Genomic DNA, 15,420 nt, shown 5'->3' on the forward strand with positions numbered 1-15,420 from the left:
GCATCGAGGAACAGCAGGTGCGCCGTATCGTGCGCGCCGTCGGTGGCTCGGGCTTCAACCTCAACCTGTTCCCCAACGTCGCCTGCTCGATGGCGTTCTTCCGCGTGCTGCAGCCGATCTCGGTCACCGAGACGGAAATCCACCACTCGGTGATCACCATGGACGGCGGCCCGGCGGCAGCCAACCGCTACCGCCTGCGCCTGCACGAGCACTTCCAGGGCCCGATGGGCTTCGGCACCCCGGACGATTCCGAAGCCTGGGAACGGGTGCAGAAAGGCGCCAATGCCGGCGAGAACCTGTGGATCATGCTCAACCGCGGCCTGCCGGGCGAGAAGCCCAGCGAAGACGGCCTGGTCTCTGACGTCAGTGCCGAAACCGGCATGCGCGCGGCGTACCAGCAGTGGAAGAAGATGATGACTGCGGAGGTCAAATGATGAACCTGCCATTGCTCAATGAAGTCACCGCGTTCATCTGGCAGGAAGGCGACATGCTCGACCACGGTGAATACGACACCTGGCTGAACCTGTGGACCGAGAAAGGGACCTACATCATCCCGATCAATCCAAAAGAGACCGACTACGAGAACACCCTCAACTACGCCTACGACGACCACCACATGCGCGGCCTGCGCGTGCAGCGGCTGATCGGTGGCGAGTCGATTTCCACCAGCCCGCAGCCACGCACCGTGCGCACGATCTCGCGTTTCCGCGTACTGGCCGACGACGGCGTCAACGTCACCGTGCGGGCCGCGCAGAACATCCGCGAGTTCCGCAAGGAAAGCCTCAAGCACTACAGCGCCGACCTGACCTACACCCTGGTGCGCGCCGAAGGCGGCTTCAAGATCCACCGCAAGGTGATCAGCCTGATCAACAGCGACGATACCCTCGCCGGTATCGGATACATCCTTTGAGGAGCACGCCATGAACCAAGTCGCATTGGTAACCGGTGCCGGCCAGGGGCTCGGCCAGCGCTTCTGCGCCAGGCTGCTGGCCGCAGGCTTCGATGTGGTGGTCTCCGACCGTGATCTGGCGCTGGCGCAGGCCACCGCCAGGCAGCTGGGTGGGCGCACATTGGCGGTCAAGCTCGACGTCGGCAGCAAGGCCGACTTTGAGCAGGCCCTGGCCCAGGTGCTGGAGCATTTCGGCGCCTTGCACGTGGTGGTCAACAACGCCGCCGTCACCAAGACCACACCGCTGATGCAGATCAGCCCCGAAGAGTTCGACGCCGTGGTCGGCCTCAACCTGCGCAGTGTGTTCCTCGGCTGCCAGGTATTGGGCGCGCACCTGGCCGAAGCCGGCTACGGGCGGATCATCAACATGGCCTCGCTGGCCGGGCAGAACGGCGGCACCGCCACCGGCGCGCACTATGCGGCGAGCAAGGGCGCGATCGTCACCCTCACCAAGATCTTCGCCAAGGAATTCGCCGCCCGTGGCGTCACCGTCAATGCCATCGCCCCTGGCCCGATCGACTCGCCTGCGGTGCATGCCGCAGTGCCGGCCGAGCGCCTGCAGGGCTTGCTGGCCAACATCCCGGTGCAGCGCCTGGGCGATGCCGACTTCATTGGCGACCTGATCGTGCAACTGGCGCGGCCCGAGGCCTACTTCACCACCGGGGCGACCTGGGACGTGAACGGCGGCCTGTTCATGCGTTGATATTTTCCGGGGCGCCCACGCGCCCCTCTGTTAGGCGGGACACCGGCCATGAATGAACAATTGTTGAATGTAGTCGTGCGCAAGCGCGAGATCCAAGGGGCCGACGTGGTCGTGCTCGACCTGGGCCGGGCCGATGGCGCGGCGCTGCCGGCCTTCGAGGCGGGTGCGCATGTGGATATCCATGTTGCCCCAGGCCTGGTGCGCCAGTATTCGCTGTGCAGCGACCCGGCCGATGCCACGGTGTATCGCCTGGGTGTGTTGAAAGACCCGGCCTCCCGCGGCGGTTCGGTGAGCGTGCACGACAGCTTGCTGGAAGGGCACGAGGTGCAGATCAGCGCCCCGCGCAACCTGTTCCCGCTGGCGGCCGATGCGCGCCGTTCGATCCTGCTGGGTGGCGGCATCGGCATCACGCCGATGATCGCCATGGCCCACGCCCTGCACCAGCAGGGTGCCGAGTTCGAACTGCATTACTGCGGGCGCTCGCGCAGCCGCAGCGCCTTCCTCGAGGCACTGGCCAACGCGCCGTTTGCTGCCCGGGTGTTCACCCACTTCGACGATGAAGCAGCGGCCCAGCGCCTGAACCTGGCAGACGTGCTCGGTACTGGCACGGCTGGCACGCACCTGTACACCTGCGGCCCGTCGGGCTTCATGGACTGGGTGATCGACGGCGCGCGGCAGCAAGGCTACAGCGAGGAACACATCCACAAGGAGTACTTCCAGGTCGAGGTCGACGCCAGCGGCGCAGGCTTCGAAGTGGTCGCCGCGCGCAGCAACAAGACCGTGCAGGTTGCCGAGGGCCAGAGCATCCTCGATGCCCTGGCGCAGGTAGGCATCAAGATCGACATCTCGTGTGAACAAGGGGTATGTGGCACCTGCATGTGCGAAGTGCTCGAAGGCGAGCCTGACCACCGCGACGTGTACCTGACCGATGAAGAAAAAGCCGCGAACGACCAGATCCTGGTGTGCTGCTCGCGGGCCAAGTCCAACAAGCTGGTGCTGGATATCTGAGGAGCATGACCATGGTAGACGTATCCCAATTTCGCAACGCAATGGCGCTGCTCGGTGGCGCCGTATCGGTCATCACCACCGATGGCCCCGCCGGCCGCTTCGGCTTCACCGCCTCGGCAGTGTGCAGCGTGACCGACTCGCCGCCCACCTTGCTGGTGTGCATGAACCGTTCTTCGTACTCCAACGAGCAGTTCAAGGCCAACGGCGCATTGTGCGTGAACGTGCTGGCCGGCACCCACCAGGAACTGTCGGGCGCCTTCGCCAACCGCAACCTGAACATGGACGAGCGTTTTGCCGTTGCAGACTGGACGGTGCTGGAAAGTGGCGCGCCGGTGATGCAGGAAGCGCTGGTCAACTTCGACTGCCGGATTGCCCAGGTGCATGAGGTGGGGTCGCACAGCATTTTCTACTGCGAAATCCAGGACATCCGCCACGGCGGTGCCGATGACGGGCTGGTGTATTTCAACCGGGCCTATCACCGGGTGTGCGAATCGTCCAAAGCCTGCTGAAGCGGGGGCTGCTGTGCAGCGCTTTCGCGACACAAGGCCGCTCATACAGAAGAGCGCGGTCCCTTGTAGGAGCGGCCTTGTGTCGCGAAAGGGCCGCAAAGCGGCCCCAGCGGTCTTCAGGCATTACAGGGTCTCAAGATTGTGGAACACCACTTCCAGCATCTTGTTCAACCGCTGCACCTGCGCCTCGGTCAACCCCTTGAAGCTGCGCTGGAACAATTCGCGGGTCACATCCTGCATGCGCTCGATGTTCTGCAGGCCGACCTCGGTGATGCGCACCTGGGTCACGCGCCCGTCCTCGGGGCTGGGCGCGGTATCGACCAGGCCATCTTCCTTCATGCGGTAGACGATCTTGGTAATGGTCGACAGCTTGGCGATGGCGTGGGTGGAAATCTCGGAAATGCTCGACTCACCGTTCTCGTTGAGGATCCACAACACGCGCCAGCGCGGCACGTCGAGGTCGACCTTCTTCAGCAGGCGTTCCATGTTCTGGGTGTAGCGGCCGTGCACACGGGCCAGCCAGTAGAAGGGGAAATCTTCCTTGCGAAATTCATCGCTGGCCGGGTCGTGATGGCTGTGGCCTTTGGTTTTAGACGTGCTCATCGATTCACTACTTGTGCGGAATAGTCGCGACATCATAGACCTTTCCGCGCATTTGACCACCGCAGCTGTGCCAGTAATTACGGGAATGTTCAGTTGACATTTCAAGTAATTGACACGCATGTTCATGGCTGGGCCACGGTCCGCCATCCATTCTTGAAAAGGGCTCCACGAAAATGACAATCATAGTTGAAACCCTTGACCTGGGCGGCAGCGGCCCCCGGGTCGTGGTCAAGGACACCCTCGACGTCGCCGGTACCGCGACCCGCGCCAGCAGCCAGGCGCTGGAGCATGCCCCGCTGGCCGAACGGCACGCCGAGGTGGTCAGCCAGTTGCTGGCCAACGGCGCGCGGCTGACGGGCAAGGTCAGCCTGCATGAGCTGGCATTCGGCACCACCGGCATCAACCACTACACCGGCACGGCGGCCAACCCACGCTTTCCCGGGCGCATTCCGGGTGGTTCTTCCAGCGGTTCGGCTGCAGCCGTGGCTGCGGGCCTGGCCGACTTCAGCCTGGGCACCGACACCGGTGGCTCGGTGCGTGTGCCGGCCTGCTGCTGCGGCGTGTTCGGCCTCAAGCCGACCTTTGGCCGGGTCAGTCGCAAAGGCGTGATGCCGGCACAGAGCAGCCTCGACTGCGTCGGCCCGTTTGCCGCGAGCCTGCCGATGCTGGTGCGGGCGATGACGATGATCGACCCGACTTTCACCCCGGCGCAGGTCCCGGCCAGGGCGCGTATCGGCGTGCTGCGGGTCACTGCCGAGGCGGCGATCCACAAGGTGGTGCACGGTGCCCTGACAGCCAGCGGCCTGCCCTTGGGCAACGTCGAGCTCAAGCACTTCGGCGCGGCCTATGAGGCTGGCATGGCAGTGATCAACCGCGAGACCTTTGCCGGTTGCGGCCACTTGCTGGAAACCGGCAAGGTCGGCGCCGATATCGCCGGGCGCCTGGCAGCGGCGGGGCAGACCACCGACAGCGCACTGGCCGAAGCCGAAGAGGTGCGCCGCCGCTTCACCGCAGAAGTCGACCAGGCCCTGGCCAGCTACGATGTGCTGGCGCTGCCGACCATGCCGGACTTCCCGCTGCGCCTGGAGGATGCCGCCGACACCCGTGCCGTGCTGGGCATGACCTCGCTGGTGCGGCCGTTCAACTTGTCCGGGCACCCGGCCCTGAGCATTCCGCTGGGCAGCGAAACCGGCCTGCCGGTCGGCTTGCAACTGGTGGCGGCCAAGGGCGCCGACGAGAAGCTGCTGGCCGTGGCCGAGCGCTTGCTGCTGAACCTGTACTGAGGTGGCGATGACCGATATCCATGAGCTGCAGGCCCGCCTGCAGCGCTTTGAAGACCAGCAAGCCATTCGCGTGTGCATCAACCGCTACATGGAACTGTGCGACCAGCTCGATGCCAGCACTCCGCTGGACGAACTGGCCGGGCTGTTCACCCGCGAGGCCGTGTGGGAAGGCAAGGGCGCCAAGTATGCCGCGAGCTTTGGTGGTTACCGGGGCCGTGAGGCGATTGGCGCGATGTTCGCCACCTACATGAAGACCCCGGCGCACTTCGCCTTGAACGTGCATTTCCTGACCAGTGAGGTCATCGAGGTGGAGGGCGGGCAGGGGTTGGGGCGTTGGGTGATGTTGCAGACCAGCACTTTTGCCGATGGTGCATCGCACCTGAATGCGGCGCGCCTGACGGTGCGTTTTGCGCAGGAAGAAGGGCAGTGGCGGATGGCGCATTTCCAGACCGAGAACCTGTTCAGCCGGCCGGTGACTGCCTGGAACAGTGAGGCGCCATTGCCGGTGCCTGAGCGGTAGGCGCGTTGAGGCGACCAGGTGCATGCCTTGGATTTTGTAGCAAGGCGTAGATCGAGCGCCGCCCGCGCGGCGCATCGCGGATGAATCCGCTCCTACACCTGTTTTCGGGCCAGTTAATCCTGTGAAGCCAACAGGGCCCGCCTTGTTGGCATGATGATGCATCTCGCTGGGCACTGACGCTGTTCCATCTGTCTCCAGCCATGCACAAAGGCGGACAGCGATGAACTCACAGGAATAACTGGCCCGAAACAGAGGTAGGAGCGGATTCATCCGCGATGCGCCGCGCGGGCGGCGCTCGATTTGCGCCGCGCCGCTGCCCTGAAGCGCACCCCCCGGATGCAACTCAGAAGGTACTGACGAACACTACCTGGCTATACAGGTTGCGGTTGTCATTGCCCAGCTGCGTCCCACCTTGCTCGGCACTGCGATCCGGTTGATACAAGCCCACCAGCGGCACGATCATCAGGTGCTCGTTGATCGTCCACTCCGCATACAGATCCACTTCATGCCCGTCGGCATTGCCCAGGCTGCGGTCGAGGGTGTCGAAATTGAAGCCCAGGATCCCGACGTTGAGCGACTTGGTCGGGCTCACCGTCAGCCCCACTTTCTGAATCCGCGCATTGCTGTTGAATGGCCCGGCATAGTTACCGGCCACTTCGCCCTGGAACCAGGTGCCCAGGCCGCGGCCCAGCCCATAGAACAAGGTGTCGTAGCCTTCGGAGAAACGGCTGTAGCGGTAGCTGATGTTCGGTTGCCATGGCAGGTCGGCGAAGGTCCAGCCCGCTTCCAGGTACCAGGCATCCTCGGTAGCGGTGTGCGGTTTGTCCTGCTTGGCGTACTCGCCGGAGAGGAACAGGTTTTCCACCCCGGCATTGCCCTGGCCGCGCAGGCTGTAGGTCTTCATGCCGTCACGTTCCAGCTGCTGCGGCGAGGCAAACGCCTCATCGACGTGGGTGGTGCCGATGTAGGTCAGGCCGACCGTGCCGGCATCGGCCACGTGTTCCAGGGTGGCGACGTGCATTTCGGTCTTGGCCTGGGCGCGGTTGTCCGATTGCAGCCACATCAAGTCACTGCGCCAGCCCTGCTTGCCGCCCAGGCGCAACACGGCGGTCTTGTCGAAGCTCTTGCGCGCGGCCAGGTAGTAGGCGCCGCCGCGGTTGAACTGGCCATCGGCCAGGCCGTGGCCGACGTTCAGCGAGTCGCCCTGGATCAGGAAGCCGTCACCGACCGCGACCATCTGCTTGCCAAACGACAGGTCGATACCGTCCTCACCCAGTGCCGGCACCAGGTTGCCGGACTTCCAGCCCAGGTAGGCGTCCTCGATCTTGGTGGTGCGCTCGCTGCCGTCACTGAAGCCGGCGGCGTCGCCATCGCCCCATGTGCCGGAGCTGAGCAGGGCAAAGGCGCCGTACAGCGAGCCGCTGCCACCCAGGCGCTGGTCGCCGCTCAGGCCGTATTTGATGTAGCCCTCGCGCCACGAGGTGGAGCCTGGCTGGTCGCGGGCGATGGCATAGCTTTCTTCGCTGTGGAATGCACCGAACACGGCCTCCACGTTGGCATTGAGGTGGCGCTCGTCATCGCCGTAGAGCTCCACGGCGGATGCCTCCAGCGAGACCCCGGCCAGGACTGCGGCCAAGGTGAGACGAAACGGGCGGTGGTGCATGGTCTGGCTTCCTTTGTTATGGGTTTGGCAGAAGTTCCGAAGACATGCCAACGATCATGCAGGAAGCCCTGGCGCCTGCTTTTGTGCTGGCTGCCAGATGCCTTTGGCACCGTGCCAAGGTGACAGCAGGGCTGAAACGCCGAAGGCCCCGTTGCGGGGCCTTCGTGGAGCGGGAGGTGCTGATTGCGGCCGGTTTGCCCGGTTTGTCAGTTGGCGTGGCGCTTGCGGTACTCGCCGGGGGTCATGCCGAAGCGGGCCTTGAACGCGGTGCTGAAATAGCTCGAGTCGGAAAACCCCCAGGCATAGCCCAGCGAGGAGACCTTCTGGTCCATGGCCGGGTTGCGCAGGCTCTCGGCACAAAAGTCCAGGCGGCGGTTGCGGATGTACTGGGCGATGACCAGCCCGTGCTTGGCGAAGATGCGGTACAGGCTACGCATCGAGATGCCCACTTCGCGGGCGATGAACTCGGGGCTGAGGCTTTCGCAGGTGATGCTCTGGTCGATCAGCGCCAGGGCCTTGCGGAACATGCGTTCGTGGCTGCCCGGGATGGTGTCCTGGGCAATCGCCGGGCGCAGCAGGGCGATCAGCGCGTCAAGCACGGCTTGGCTTTCGTGGTTGGCCATGTGCTGGGTACGGCCGGCTTCAAGCATCATCAGCCGGGCCATGCTGGCCAAGGGCGTGTTTGCCTCGATACGCCTGGCGCAGGCCACGCCGACCCCTCGGGTGCCGCTTTGCACCTGGTTGCGCGGCAGGATCAACGACAACTGGCGCGAGCGCTGGTGGAAGTGCATGTCCAGCGGTGTGCTGGCATCGATCAGGGTGAGGTCACCGGCTTGCAGTTCGATGCACGCGTCCTGGTGCTCGATGCGCGAGGTGCCGGCCATCTGCAGCACGGCGAAGTAATTGTCCGCACTGCTGGCGCGGATTTCCCGCGGGCCACGGAACAGGTTGACCTGGGTCATGTCGACGATACTCATGGAGATCTGGCCTACCTGGCATTTTTCCAGCTGGCCGACGAAGCCAGGGTCAAGCTTGCGGCCGTTGAAATGGCCGCAAGCTTCGTTGACCTGGCTCAGCCAGGCCTGGAAGTGGTCGTCGGAAACACGGCTTGCAGGAGTCATGAATGCCTCGCAGGGTATGACGTGACGCGGATCGCTCGGGCGAACTCTTGGTCTTCGGGGTATGCATTACAATTCACTTGAATGTTCAAGCAAAAAGCAGGCCTGAAGACCGCCGTGACTGTTCTGATTGCGAGGTAACGTATTGATATAGAAAGGTTAAATAGTGTGATCGGGCAGGCGGGATGGCATCGGGCTGATCAGAGGCGCCGTGCTGGCGCTTCGGAATGTAGCAATTTGAAACAGCAGTGTTTCCACCGGCCCCTCAGGTGTGCGGGACGGCCTTGGCCGCCGGAGTGCCGGCATATTGCGGCTTCAGGTGGCCTTGTTCATCGAGCAGATAGGCATCCATGACTTCGCGCACCACCGGCCCGGCAACACGGCCGCCGGCCTCGCCGTTCTCGATCATCACCGCCACCACCACGCTGGGGTGGTCAGCCGGGGCGAAGCCGACGAACAGGGCGTTGTCGCGGTGCCGTTCGAGGGTCTTGTTGCGGTTGTAGCGCTCACCTTGCTTGATCGCCACCACCTGCGCCGTGCCGCTCTTGCCGGCGATGCGGTACTGGGCGCCAGCCGCAGCGGCGCGGGCGATACCGCGCGCATCGTGCATGACCATCTGCATGCCGACGTTGACCTGGTCCCAGGCGTGCTTGTCATGCAGCACGATGTCGGGCATCGGGTTGGGGTCGACCGGGGTCTCGCCACCCACGGTCATGGCCAGGTGCGGGCGGTGCCACACACCCTTGCTGGCCAGCAGGCTGGTGGCCTGTGCCAGTTGCAGCGGGGTGACTTGCATGTAGCCCTGGCCGATGCCGAGGATCAGCGTCTCGCCCGGGAACCACGCCTGGCGACGGGTGGCGCGCTTCCACGCCTGCGAAGGCATCAGGCCGGGCGCTTCCTCGAACATGTCCAGCGAAACCTTCTGGCCCAGGCCGAACTCGGCCATGTAGTCGTGCAGGCGGTCGATGCCGAGCTTGTGCGCCAGGTCGTAGAAGTAGGTGTCGTTGGAACGCATGATGGCGGTGTACATGTCCACCCAGCCATCGCCACTGTGGTTCCAGTTGCGGTACTTGTGGTCGTAGTTGGGCAGCTCGTAGTAGCCCGGGTCGAACACCCGGCTGCCGGGGGTGATCACGCCGCTGTCGAGCCCGGCGATGGCCACTTCCGGCTTGACCGTCGAACCGGGCGCATACAGGCCGCGCAGCACGCGGTTGAACAGTGGCCGGTCGATCGAGTCGCGCAGGGCAGCGTACTGCTTGAAGCTGATGCCCTTGACGAACAGGTTGGGGTCGAAACTTGGGTTGCTGACCATTGCCAGCACGTCGCCGTTGGCGGGGTCGAGCACCACCACCGCACCGCGGCGGTCACCCAGGGCCTTTTCGGCGGCCACCTGCAGGTGCGAGTCGAGGCTGAGGATGATGTCTTTGCCGGGGATCGGGTCCTTGTGGTTGAGCACACGCATCACCCGGCCCTGGGCGTTGGTTTCCACTTCTTCATAGCCCACGTGGCCGTGCAACTGGGCCTCGTAGAAGTGCTCGATACCGGTCTTGCCGATCGATTGGGTGCCGCGGTACTCGGTGCTGTCGAGGGTCTTGGCTTCCTTTTCGTTGATGCGCCCGACATAGCCGACAGAATGGGCGAAGTGTTCGGCCAGCGGGTATTCACGAATGAACTGTGGTTCCACGTCCAGGCCGGGCAGGCGGAACTGGTTGACCGCGATCAGGGCGATCTGCTCTTCGGTCAGGCCGACCATCAGGGTTACCGGCTCGAACGGCTTGCGGCCGCGGCGCAGGTCCTTGTCGAACTGCTTGCGGTCGTCTTCGCCGAGGCTGAGGATTTCAGCCAGGCTATCGAGTACCTTGGCCGAGTCGCCGGCGCGCTCGCGGGTCATGGTCAGGTCGAAGCTGGGCTTGTTGTCGGCCAGCACCACGCCGTTGCGGTCGTAGATCAGCCCGCGCTCGGGGGCGATGGGCAGGATGTGCACGCGGTTGTTTTCCGACACCGCGCTCTGCTGGTCGTGCTGCAGCACCTGCAGTACGTAGAGCCGGCCCACGAGGACCGCGCACAGGCTGAACACCAGGGCGGCGCAGGCCAGCAGCCGGCGGTTGACCAGGTGTTTTTCCTTTTCGTGGTCCTTGAGGGGGATCGGTTGCGGCATGGGGGCTCTGTACGGTAGCGGATTCGGCAGGCGAGGGCTTCGCCCTCGTTCGCGGGCAAGCCCGCTCTCACAGCTACCGCGCCGATCTTGAGCTTGCGCAGTATCTGTGGGAGCGGGCATGCCCACGAAAGGGCCGCCCAGCGGCCCCGGGGCCGGCGATGCTACGCAACCCGGCCCCGCGCCTCAAGGCAAGCGCGACCGGGTCACCGCCCCGGATCGCGCATCCACCCCACCATCAGGGCGTTGACGGCCAACGTGAAGATTTGTTCATGTGGTTTCAGTGTGCCTGTCAGTGCGCGTGATCCACCTGTTTCCGGGCGGGGGCAGAGGCATGCCCGTGCGCCGCTTCGGCCTCGACGATCGGCACTTCCTTGCCGTCGCAGTCGAACAGCTTGCCATCGCGGAAGAAGTCGCCTTCATTGAGCCAGGCCACGTCGTGGTAGCGCAGGGTGCGCTCACTGGCGGCGACGAACACCGATTGCTGGTCGGAGTTGCCGGCGCGCAGGTGGTTGAACAACAGGTTGAGCAAGATCGCCATGATCGCCGACGAGCTGATGCCGGAGTGGAAGATGGTCTCGAACCAGCTCGGGAAATGGTGGTAGAAGCCTGGTGCGGCGATCGGGATCATGCCGAAGCCGATCGAGGTGGCGACGATGATCAGGTTCATGTTGTTGCGGTAGTCCACCTGGGCCAGGGTACGGATGCCGCTGGCCGCGACGGTGCCGAACAGCACCACGCCGGCGCCGCCGAGTACGGCGGTCGGTACCGCAGCCACCAGCCGGCCCATCACCGGCAGCAGGCCGAGAGTGACCAGGATGAAGCCGGCGCTGGCCACCACATAGCGGCTCTTGACCCCGGTCACCGCCACCAGGCCGACGTTCTGCGCGAACGCGCTTTGGGTGAAGGAGCCGAACAGTGGTGCCAGGGCGCTGGAAATCATGTCGGCACGCAGGCCGTTGCCCAGGCGCCGGGCATCGACGTCGGTGCCGATGATTTCGCCCACGGCAAGGATGTCCGCCGAGGTCTCGACCATGGTCACCACGATGACGATCAGCATCGACAGGATCGCCGCAAGCTGGAACTCGGGCGTGAAGTGCAGCACCTCCGGCAGCGCCACCGAAGGGCCGTCAAGCGCCTGGGTGAAGTCTGCCATGCCGAAGGCCATGGCCACCAGGGTACCGATGACCATCGCCAGCAGGATCGACAGGCGCGACAGGCTGGCGCTGCCCAGCTTGCTCAGCAACAGCACGCAGGCCAGGGTGAACGCGGCCAGGCTGATGTTGGCCGTGCTGCCGAAGTCGGCTGCCTGGCTGTTGCCGCCCATGGCCCAGCGTGCCGCCACCGGCATCAGGGTCAGGCCGATGGTGGTGATGACGATGCCCGTCACCAGCGGCGGGAAGAACTGGATGATGCGTGAGAACAGCGGGGTGATCAGCAGGCCGATCAGCGACGACACGATCACGGCGCCGAACACCACCTGCAAGCCATTGGTGCCGTCATTGCCGATGATCGCGACCATGGTCGCCACGCTGGCAAAGGAAACCCCCTGGACCAGCGGCAGGCGGCAGCCGAAGAACGGCACGCCAAGGGTCTGCAGCAAGGTGGCCAGGCCCCCGGCGAACAGTGAGGCGGCAATCAGCATGCCCACATCGGCCGGCGACAGGCCGGCAGCCTGGCCGATGATCAGCGGCACGGCAATCATGCCGCCATACATGGTCAGCACATGCTGCAGGCCGTAGGCGAAGTTGGCGCCAATACCGAGGTTCTCGTCTTCCGGACGAGGTGTAGCGGTAGATGTCATGGTGAGTAGCTCGCTGTTGTTTTTGTTACGCGTCTAACTGCACGGTTTCAGTCGCATTGGGGTGAAACAGGTAAAACGCAGCCGCAGCAAGGCTCGCCGCGCTTTTTCAAGCGCGGCGGCAGGGGCTGTTCAGGTCATTCGCCGCTGACGAGCTGGTAGGCCAACTGGTTGTGGCGCTCCAGTACCCGCGGCAGGTCGATGGTGGTGATACGGCCATCCTGCACCACCACCCGGCCATTGATCACGCTGGTATCGACGTGGGTCGGGGTGCAGAACACCAGGGCCGCCAAGGGGTCGTGCAGGGCACCGGCATAGGCCACGTGGCCCAGGTCGAAGGCGACGAAGTCGGCGATCATGCCCGGCGCCAGGGCGCCAATATCGTTGCGGTTGAGCACCTTGGCGCCGCCCAAGGTGGCGATTTCCAGGGCTTCGCGGGCGGTCATCGCGTCCGGGCCGAAACCGACGCGCTGCAGCAGCAGTGCCTGGCGTACCTCGCCAATCATGCTGGCGCCGTCGTTGGAGGCCGAGCCATCCACACCAAGGCCCACCGGCACGCCGTGGTCGCGCATCTTGCGAATCGGCGCGATGCCCGAGGCCAGGCGCATGTTCGAGCAAGGGCAGTGGGCGACACCGGTGCCGGTGCGGGCAAACAGCTCGATGCCGTGCTGGTCGAGCTGCACGCAGTGGGCGTGCCACACATCGTGGCCGACCCAGCCGAGGTCTTCGGCGTATTCGGCCGGCGTCATGCCGAATTTCTCGCGGCTGTAGGCGATGTCGTTGACGTTCTCGGCCAGGTGGGTGTGCAGCGATACGCCGTAGTTGCGCGCCAGCACGGCGGCCTCGCGCATCAGGTCGCGGCTGACCGAGAACGGCGAGCAGGGCGCCACCACCACGCGCAGCATCGAACCGTGGCTGGCATCGTGGTAGTCCTCGATCAGGCGCTGCGACTCCTTGAGGATGTCGCTTTCCTTCTCTACGACCGAATCAGGCGGCAGGCCACCCTGGCTGCGGCCCACGCTCATGCTGCCGCGGGCGGCGTGGAAGCGCATGCCGATCTCGCCGGCAGCATGGATGCTGTCATCGAGCTTGCAGCCGTTGGGGTAGATGTACAGGTGGTCACTGGAGGTGGTGCAGCCAGACAGGATCAACTCGGCCATGGCTGTCTGGGTCGAAACCGAGATCATTTCCGGGGTCAGCCGCGCCCAGATCGGGTACAGGTTGGTCAGCCAGTTGAACAGCTCGCCATCCTGGGCTGCCGGCACCACGCGGGTGAGGCTCTGGTACATGTGGTGGTGGGTGTTGACCAGTCCCGGGATGACCACCTTGCCGGCCATGTCCAGGATCACGTCGGCGTGCGGCGGCAGCGTATCGCTGGGGCCGACCTGCTTGATCAGGTTGTCTTCGATATAAAGCCCGCCACCTTTGATTTCACGGCGTTCGCCGTCCATGGTGACCAGCAGTGCGGCGTTCTTGACCAGGAGGGTCTTGGGGGTATGTTGCAGGGAAGCTTGCATCGCTCATGCCTGGCGCAATACGCAGCGACGTTGGCCGATGTCGTAGGCGCACAGGCATGCATGTAAGCAAAGTTTGAAATTTTTGTATACAGAAAAATGCCGGGGCCCGCAGGCCCCGGTTGGCTTCAGCCTGCTTGCACGGGCGCCTTGCTGGCGCCTTTGCGCAGGCCTGTAACGCCCCAGGCCAGGCCCAGCACGGCAGCGATCACCGAGCCTGACAGCACGCCGAGTTTGGCTGCGCCCAGCGAGGCTGGGTCGCTGTAGGCCAGGTTGGCAATGAAGATCGACATGGTGAAGCCGATACCGGCCAGCAGGCCGATCAAGGTGATGCCGCGCCAGTTGACCTGGGCCGGCAGGCTGCACCAGCCCAGGCGCACCATCAGCCAGCTGACACTGATGATGCCCAGCGGCTTGCCGGCCACCAGGGCCACGGCCACGGCGGTCATCACCCAATGGGGCCCTTCGGCCGACAGGTCGATGCCCGACAGGCCGACACCGGCGTTGGCCAAGGCAAACAGCGGCATGATCGCGTAGGCCACCCAAGGGTGCAGGGCGCCTCCTACACGGGTTACCGGTGGTACCAGCTCACGCTGGGCCAGGCGCAGGCGTTTGAGTGGAGCGCTGAGGTCGCCAGTGTCCTGCTCGGGGGCCTTGGCCCGGCCCAGCAGGTCGTTGGTGAAGCGCGAGACCGCATCCAGCGGGCGCTCGCCCAGTGGCATGGCGGCTACCGGGGTCATCAGGCCGAGTATCACGCCGGCCAGGGTCGGGTGGGCACCGGTCATCAGCATGCCGACCCAGGTGATGGTGCCAGGGATGACATAGGCCCAGGCCGAGCCGACGCCGATCTTTTGCAGGCCGATCACCAGCAGCAAGCCGATGGCGGCTACGCCGAAGCCGCTGTAGTCGAGGCCGCCGGAGTAGAAGATGGCGATGATCAGCACAGCGATGATGTCATCGATGATCGCCAGGGCCAGCAGGAATACGCGAATGTTGGACGGAATCGACTTGCCCAGCAGGGCCAGCACGCCGACCGCGAAGGCGATGTCGGTGGCGGTCGGCACGGCCCAGCCTTGCTGCTCGGCTGGCGCATGGCCAAAGGCCAGGTAGATCAGCGCAGGTACCGCTACGCCGCCAACCGCGGCGGCCATGGGCAAGGTAGCCTGGCGCAGGCTGGCCAGGGCGCCTTCGTGGATTTCGCGGCGGATCTCCATGCCCACCACCAGGAAGAAAATGGTCATCAGGCCATCGTTGATCCAGAAGTGCAGGGACTGCGAGAAGCTCAGCGAGCCGATGCCGACGCTGATCGGCGTGTGCCAGAGGGCGTCGTAGCTGGCGGCGGCCGGGGAGTTGGCCCAGATCAGGGCGGCAACCGCCGTGATCAGCAGGACGATGCCGCTGACCGCTTCGATGTGCAGGAAGCGCTCGAAATTGGCGAAGGCGCGTTGGGCCAGCTGCTGGGCACGCGTCAATTTGGTTTTTTGCATAGGCACAAGAACTCCTGCAGGCGGCCCGACCTACACTGTTCTTTAACCTGCGTCACTGCATCTTGCAGCTAGCACCCGGGCGCAATTCTACCGGGCATATGCGCCCA

Annotated in this window: 14 protein-coding genes; 7 read left to right on the top strand and 7 right to left on the bottom strand. The window is 64.6% G+C overall.

Annotation, left to right across the window (positions count from 1 at the left end):
• The 5 genes from H040_RS24605 to H040_RS24625 form a co-directional block, all read left to right on the top strand.
• Positions 1-434 (top strand): SRPBCC family protein (locus H040_RS24605; protein WP_272482626.1); only part of this gene is annotated, 434 nt, incomplete at its 5' end.
• On the top strand, positions 434-910 hold the full coding sequence (locus H040_RS24610) for an aromatic-ring-hydroxylating dioxygenase subunit beta (RefSeq protein WP_112312917.1): 477 nt from the start codon (positions 434-436) through the stop codon (positions 908-910). The genes H040_RS24605 and H040_RS24610, both read left to right, overlap by 1 nt.
• Positions 911-920: 10 nt before the next feature.
• The gene (locus H040_RS24615; protein WP_027919342.1) at positions 921-1,652 is read left to right on the top strand and encodes an SDR family NAD(P)-dependent oxidoreductase; all 732 of its coding nucleotides are present in this window, start codon (positions 921-923) and stop codon (positions 1,650-1,652) included.
• Between the two features lie 48 nt (positions 1,653-1,700).
• Positions 1,701-2,660, top strand: a complete 960-nt coding sequence (locus H040_RS24620) for a PDR/VanB family oxidoreductase (RefSeq protein WP_027919343.1) — start codon at positions 1,701-1,703, stop codon at positions 2,658-2,660.
• A gap of 11 nt (positions 2,661-2,671) precedes the next feature.
• On the top strand, positions 2,672-3,169 hold the full coding sequence (locus H040_RS24625) for a flavin reductase (RefSeq protein ID WP_027919344.1): 498 nt from the start codon (positions 2,672-2,674) through the stop codon (positions 3,167-3,169).
• A 123-nt stretch (positions 3,170-3,292) separates the two neighbouring features.
• On the opposite strand, the gene H040_RS24630 is transcribed toward H040_RS24625, so the two are convergent.
• Positions 3,293-3,772: a MarR family winged helix-turn-helix transcriptional regulator gene (locus H040_RS24630; RefSeq protein ID WP_027919345.1), complete on the bottom strand. Its 480-nt coding sequence runs from the start codon at positions 3,770-3,772 to the stop codon at positions 3,293-3,295.
• A gap of 173 nt (positions 3,773-3,945) precedes the next feature.
• Between H040_RS24630 and H040_RS24635 the strand changes: the two genes are divergently transcribed.
• Entirely contained in the window at positions 3,946-5,055 is a 1,110-nt protein-coding gene (locus tag H040_RS24635; protein WP_027919346.1) for an amidase, read from the top strand.
• 7 nt (positions 5,056-5,062) lie between these two features.
• Positions 5,063-5,575 carry a nuclear transport factor 2 family protein gene (locus H040_RS24640; protein ID WP_027919347.1) on the top strand — a complete coding sequence of 171 codons (513 nt, stop codon included), beginning with the start codon at positions 5,063-5,065 and terminating at the stop codon, positions 5,573-5,575.
• A gap of 343 nt (positions 5,576-5,918) precedes the next feature.
• Here H040_RS24640 and H040_RS24645 read toward each other — a convergent pair whose 3' ends face one another.
• From H040_RS24645 to nhaA, 6 genes are all read right to left on the bottom strand, one after another.
• Positions 5,919-7,238: a hypothetical protein gene (locus H040_RS24645; RefSeq protein ID WP_027919348.1), complete on the bottom strand. Its 1,320-nt coding sequence runs from the start codon at positions 7,236-7,238 to the stop codon at positions 5,919-5,921.
• A 206-nt stretch (positions 7,239-7,444) separates the two neighbouring features.
• Positions 7,445-8,359 carry a transcriptional regulator FeaR gene (feaR, locus tag H040_RS24650; RefSeq protein ID WP_027919349.1) on the bottom strand — a complete coding sequence of 305 codons (915 nt, stop codon included), beginning with the start codon at positions 8,357-8,359 and terminating at the stop codon, positions 7,445-7,447.
• A 262-nt stretch (positions 8,360-8,621) separates the two neighbouring features.
• Positions 8,622-10,514, bottom strand: a complete 1,893-nt coding sequence (gene mrdA / locus H040_RS24655; RefSeq protein WP_027919350.1) for a penicillin-binding protein 2 — start codon at positions 10,512-10,514, stop codon at positions 8,622-8,624.
• Positions 10,515-10,803: 289 nt separating this feature from the next.
• Positions 10,804-12,315, bottom strand: a complete 1,512-nt coding sequence (locus tag H040_RS24660; protein ID WP_027919351.1) for a nucleobase:cation symporter-2 family protein — start codon at positions 12,313-12,315, stop codon at positions 10,804-10,806.
• Between the two features lie 134 nt (positions 12,316-12,449).
• Positions 12,450-13,829: an 8-oxoguanine deaminase gene (locus H040_RS24665; RefSeq protein ID WP_027919352.1), complete on the bottom strand. Its 1,380-nt coding sequence runs from the start codon at positions 13,827-13,829 to the stop codon at positions 12,450-12,452.
• A gap of 125 nt (positions 13,830-13,954) precedes the next feature.
• A complete protein-coding gene (gene nhaA / locus H040_RS24670) occupies positions 13,955-15,313 on the bottom strand; it encodes a Na+/H+ antiporter NhaA (RefSeq protein WP_027919353.1) in 1,359 nt (452 codons plus the stop codon).
• Positions 15,314-15,420 lie beyond the last annotated feature (107 nt).

Source organism: Pseudomonas sp. URMO17WK12:I7 (assembly GCF_003269045.1).
Lineage (GTDB): Bacteria > Pseudomonadota > Gammaproteobacteria > Pseudomonadales > Pseudomonadaceae > Aquipseudomonas > Aquipseudomonas putida_J.

Coding starts and splice junctions, on each gene's coding strand:
- H040_RS24610 (WP_112312917.1), top strand. CDS start 434: ATGAACCTGCCATTGCTCAATGAAGTCACCGCGTTCATCTGGCAGGAA.
- H040_RS24660 (WP_027919351.1), bottom strand. CDS start 12,315: ATGACATCTACCGCTACACCTCGTCCGGAAGACGAGAACCTCGGTATT.
- H040_RS24635 (WP_027919346.1), top strand. CDS start 3,946: ATGACAATCATAGTTGAAACCCTTGACCTGGGCGGCAGCGGCCCCCGG.
- H040_RS24615 (WP_027919342.1), top strand. CDS start 921: ATGAACCAAGTCGCATTGGTAACCGGTGCCGGCCAGGGGCTCGGCCAG.
- mrdA (WP_027919350.1), bottom strand. CDS start 10,514: ATGCCGCAACCGATCCCCCTCAAGGACCACGAAAAGGAAAAACACCTG.
- H040_RS24630 (WP_027919345.1), bottom strand. CDS start 3,772: ATGAGCACGTCTAAAACCAAAGGCCACAGCCATCACGACCCGGCCAGC.
- H040_RS24620 (WP_027919343.1), top strand. CDS start 1,701: ATGAATGAACAATTGTTGAATGTAGTCGTGCGCAAGCGCGAGATCCAA.
- H040_RS24625 (WP_027919344.1), top strand. CDS start 2,672: ATGGTAGACGTATCCCAATTTCGCAACGCAATGGCGCTGCTCGGTGGC.
- H040_RS24640 (WP_027919347.1), top strand. CDS start 5,063: ATGACCGATATCCATGAGCTGCAGGCCCGCCTGCAGCGCTTTGAAGAC.
- H040_RS24645 (WP_027919348.1), bottom strand. CDS start 7,238: ATGCACCACCGCCCGTTTCGTCTCACCTTGGCCGCAGTCCTGGCCGGG.
- feaR (WP_027919349.1), bottom strand. CDS start 8,359: ATGACTCCTGCAAGCCGTGTTTCCGACGACCACTTCCAGGCCTGGCTG.
- H040_RS24665 (WP_027919352.1), bottom strand. CDS start 13,829: ATGCAAGCTTCCCTGCAACATACCCCCAAGACCCTCCTGGTCAAGAAC.
- nhaA (WP_027919353.1), bottom strand. CDS start 15,313: ATGCAAAAAACCAAATTGACGCGTGCCCAGCAGCTGGCCCAACGCGCC.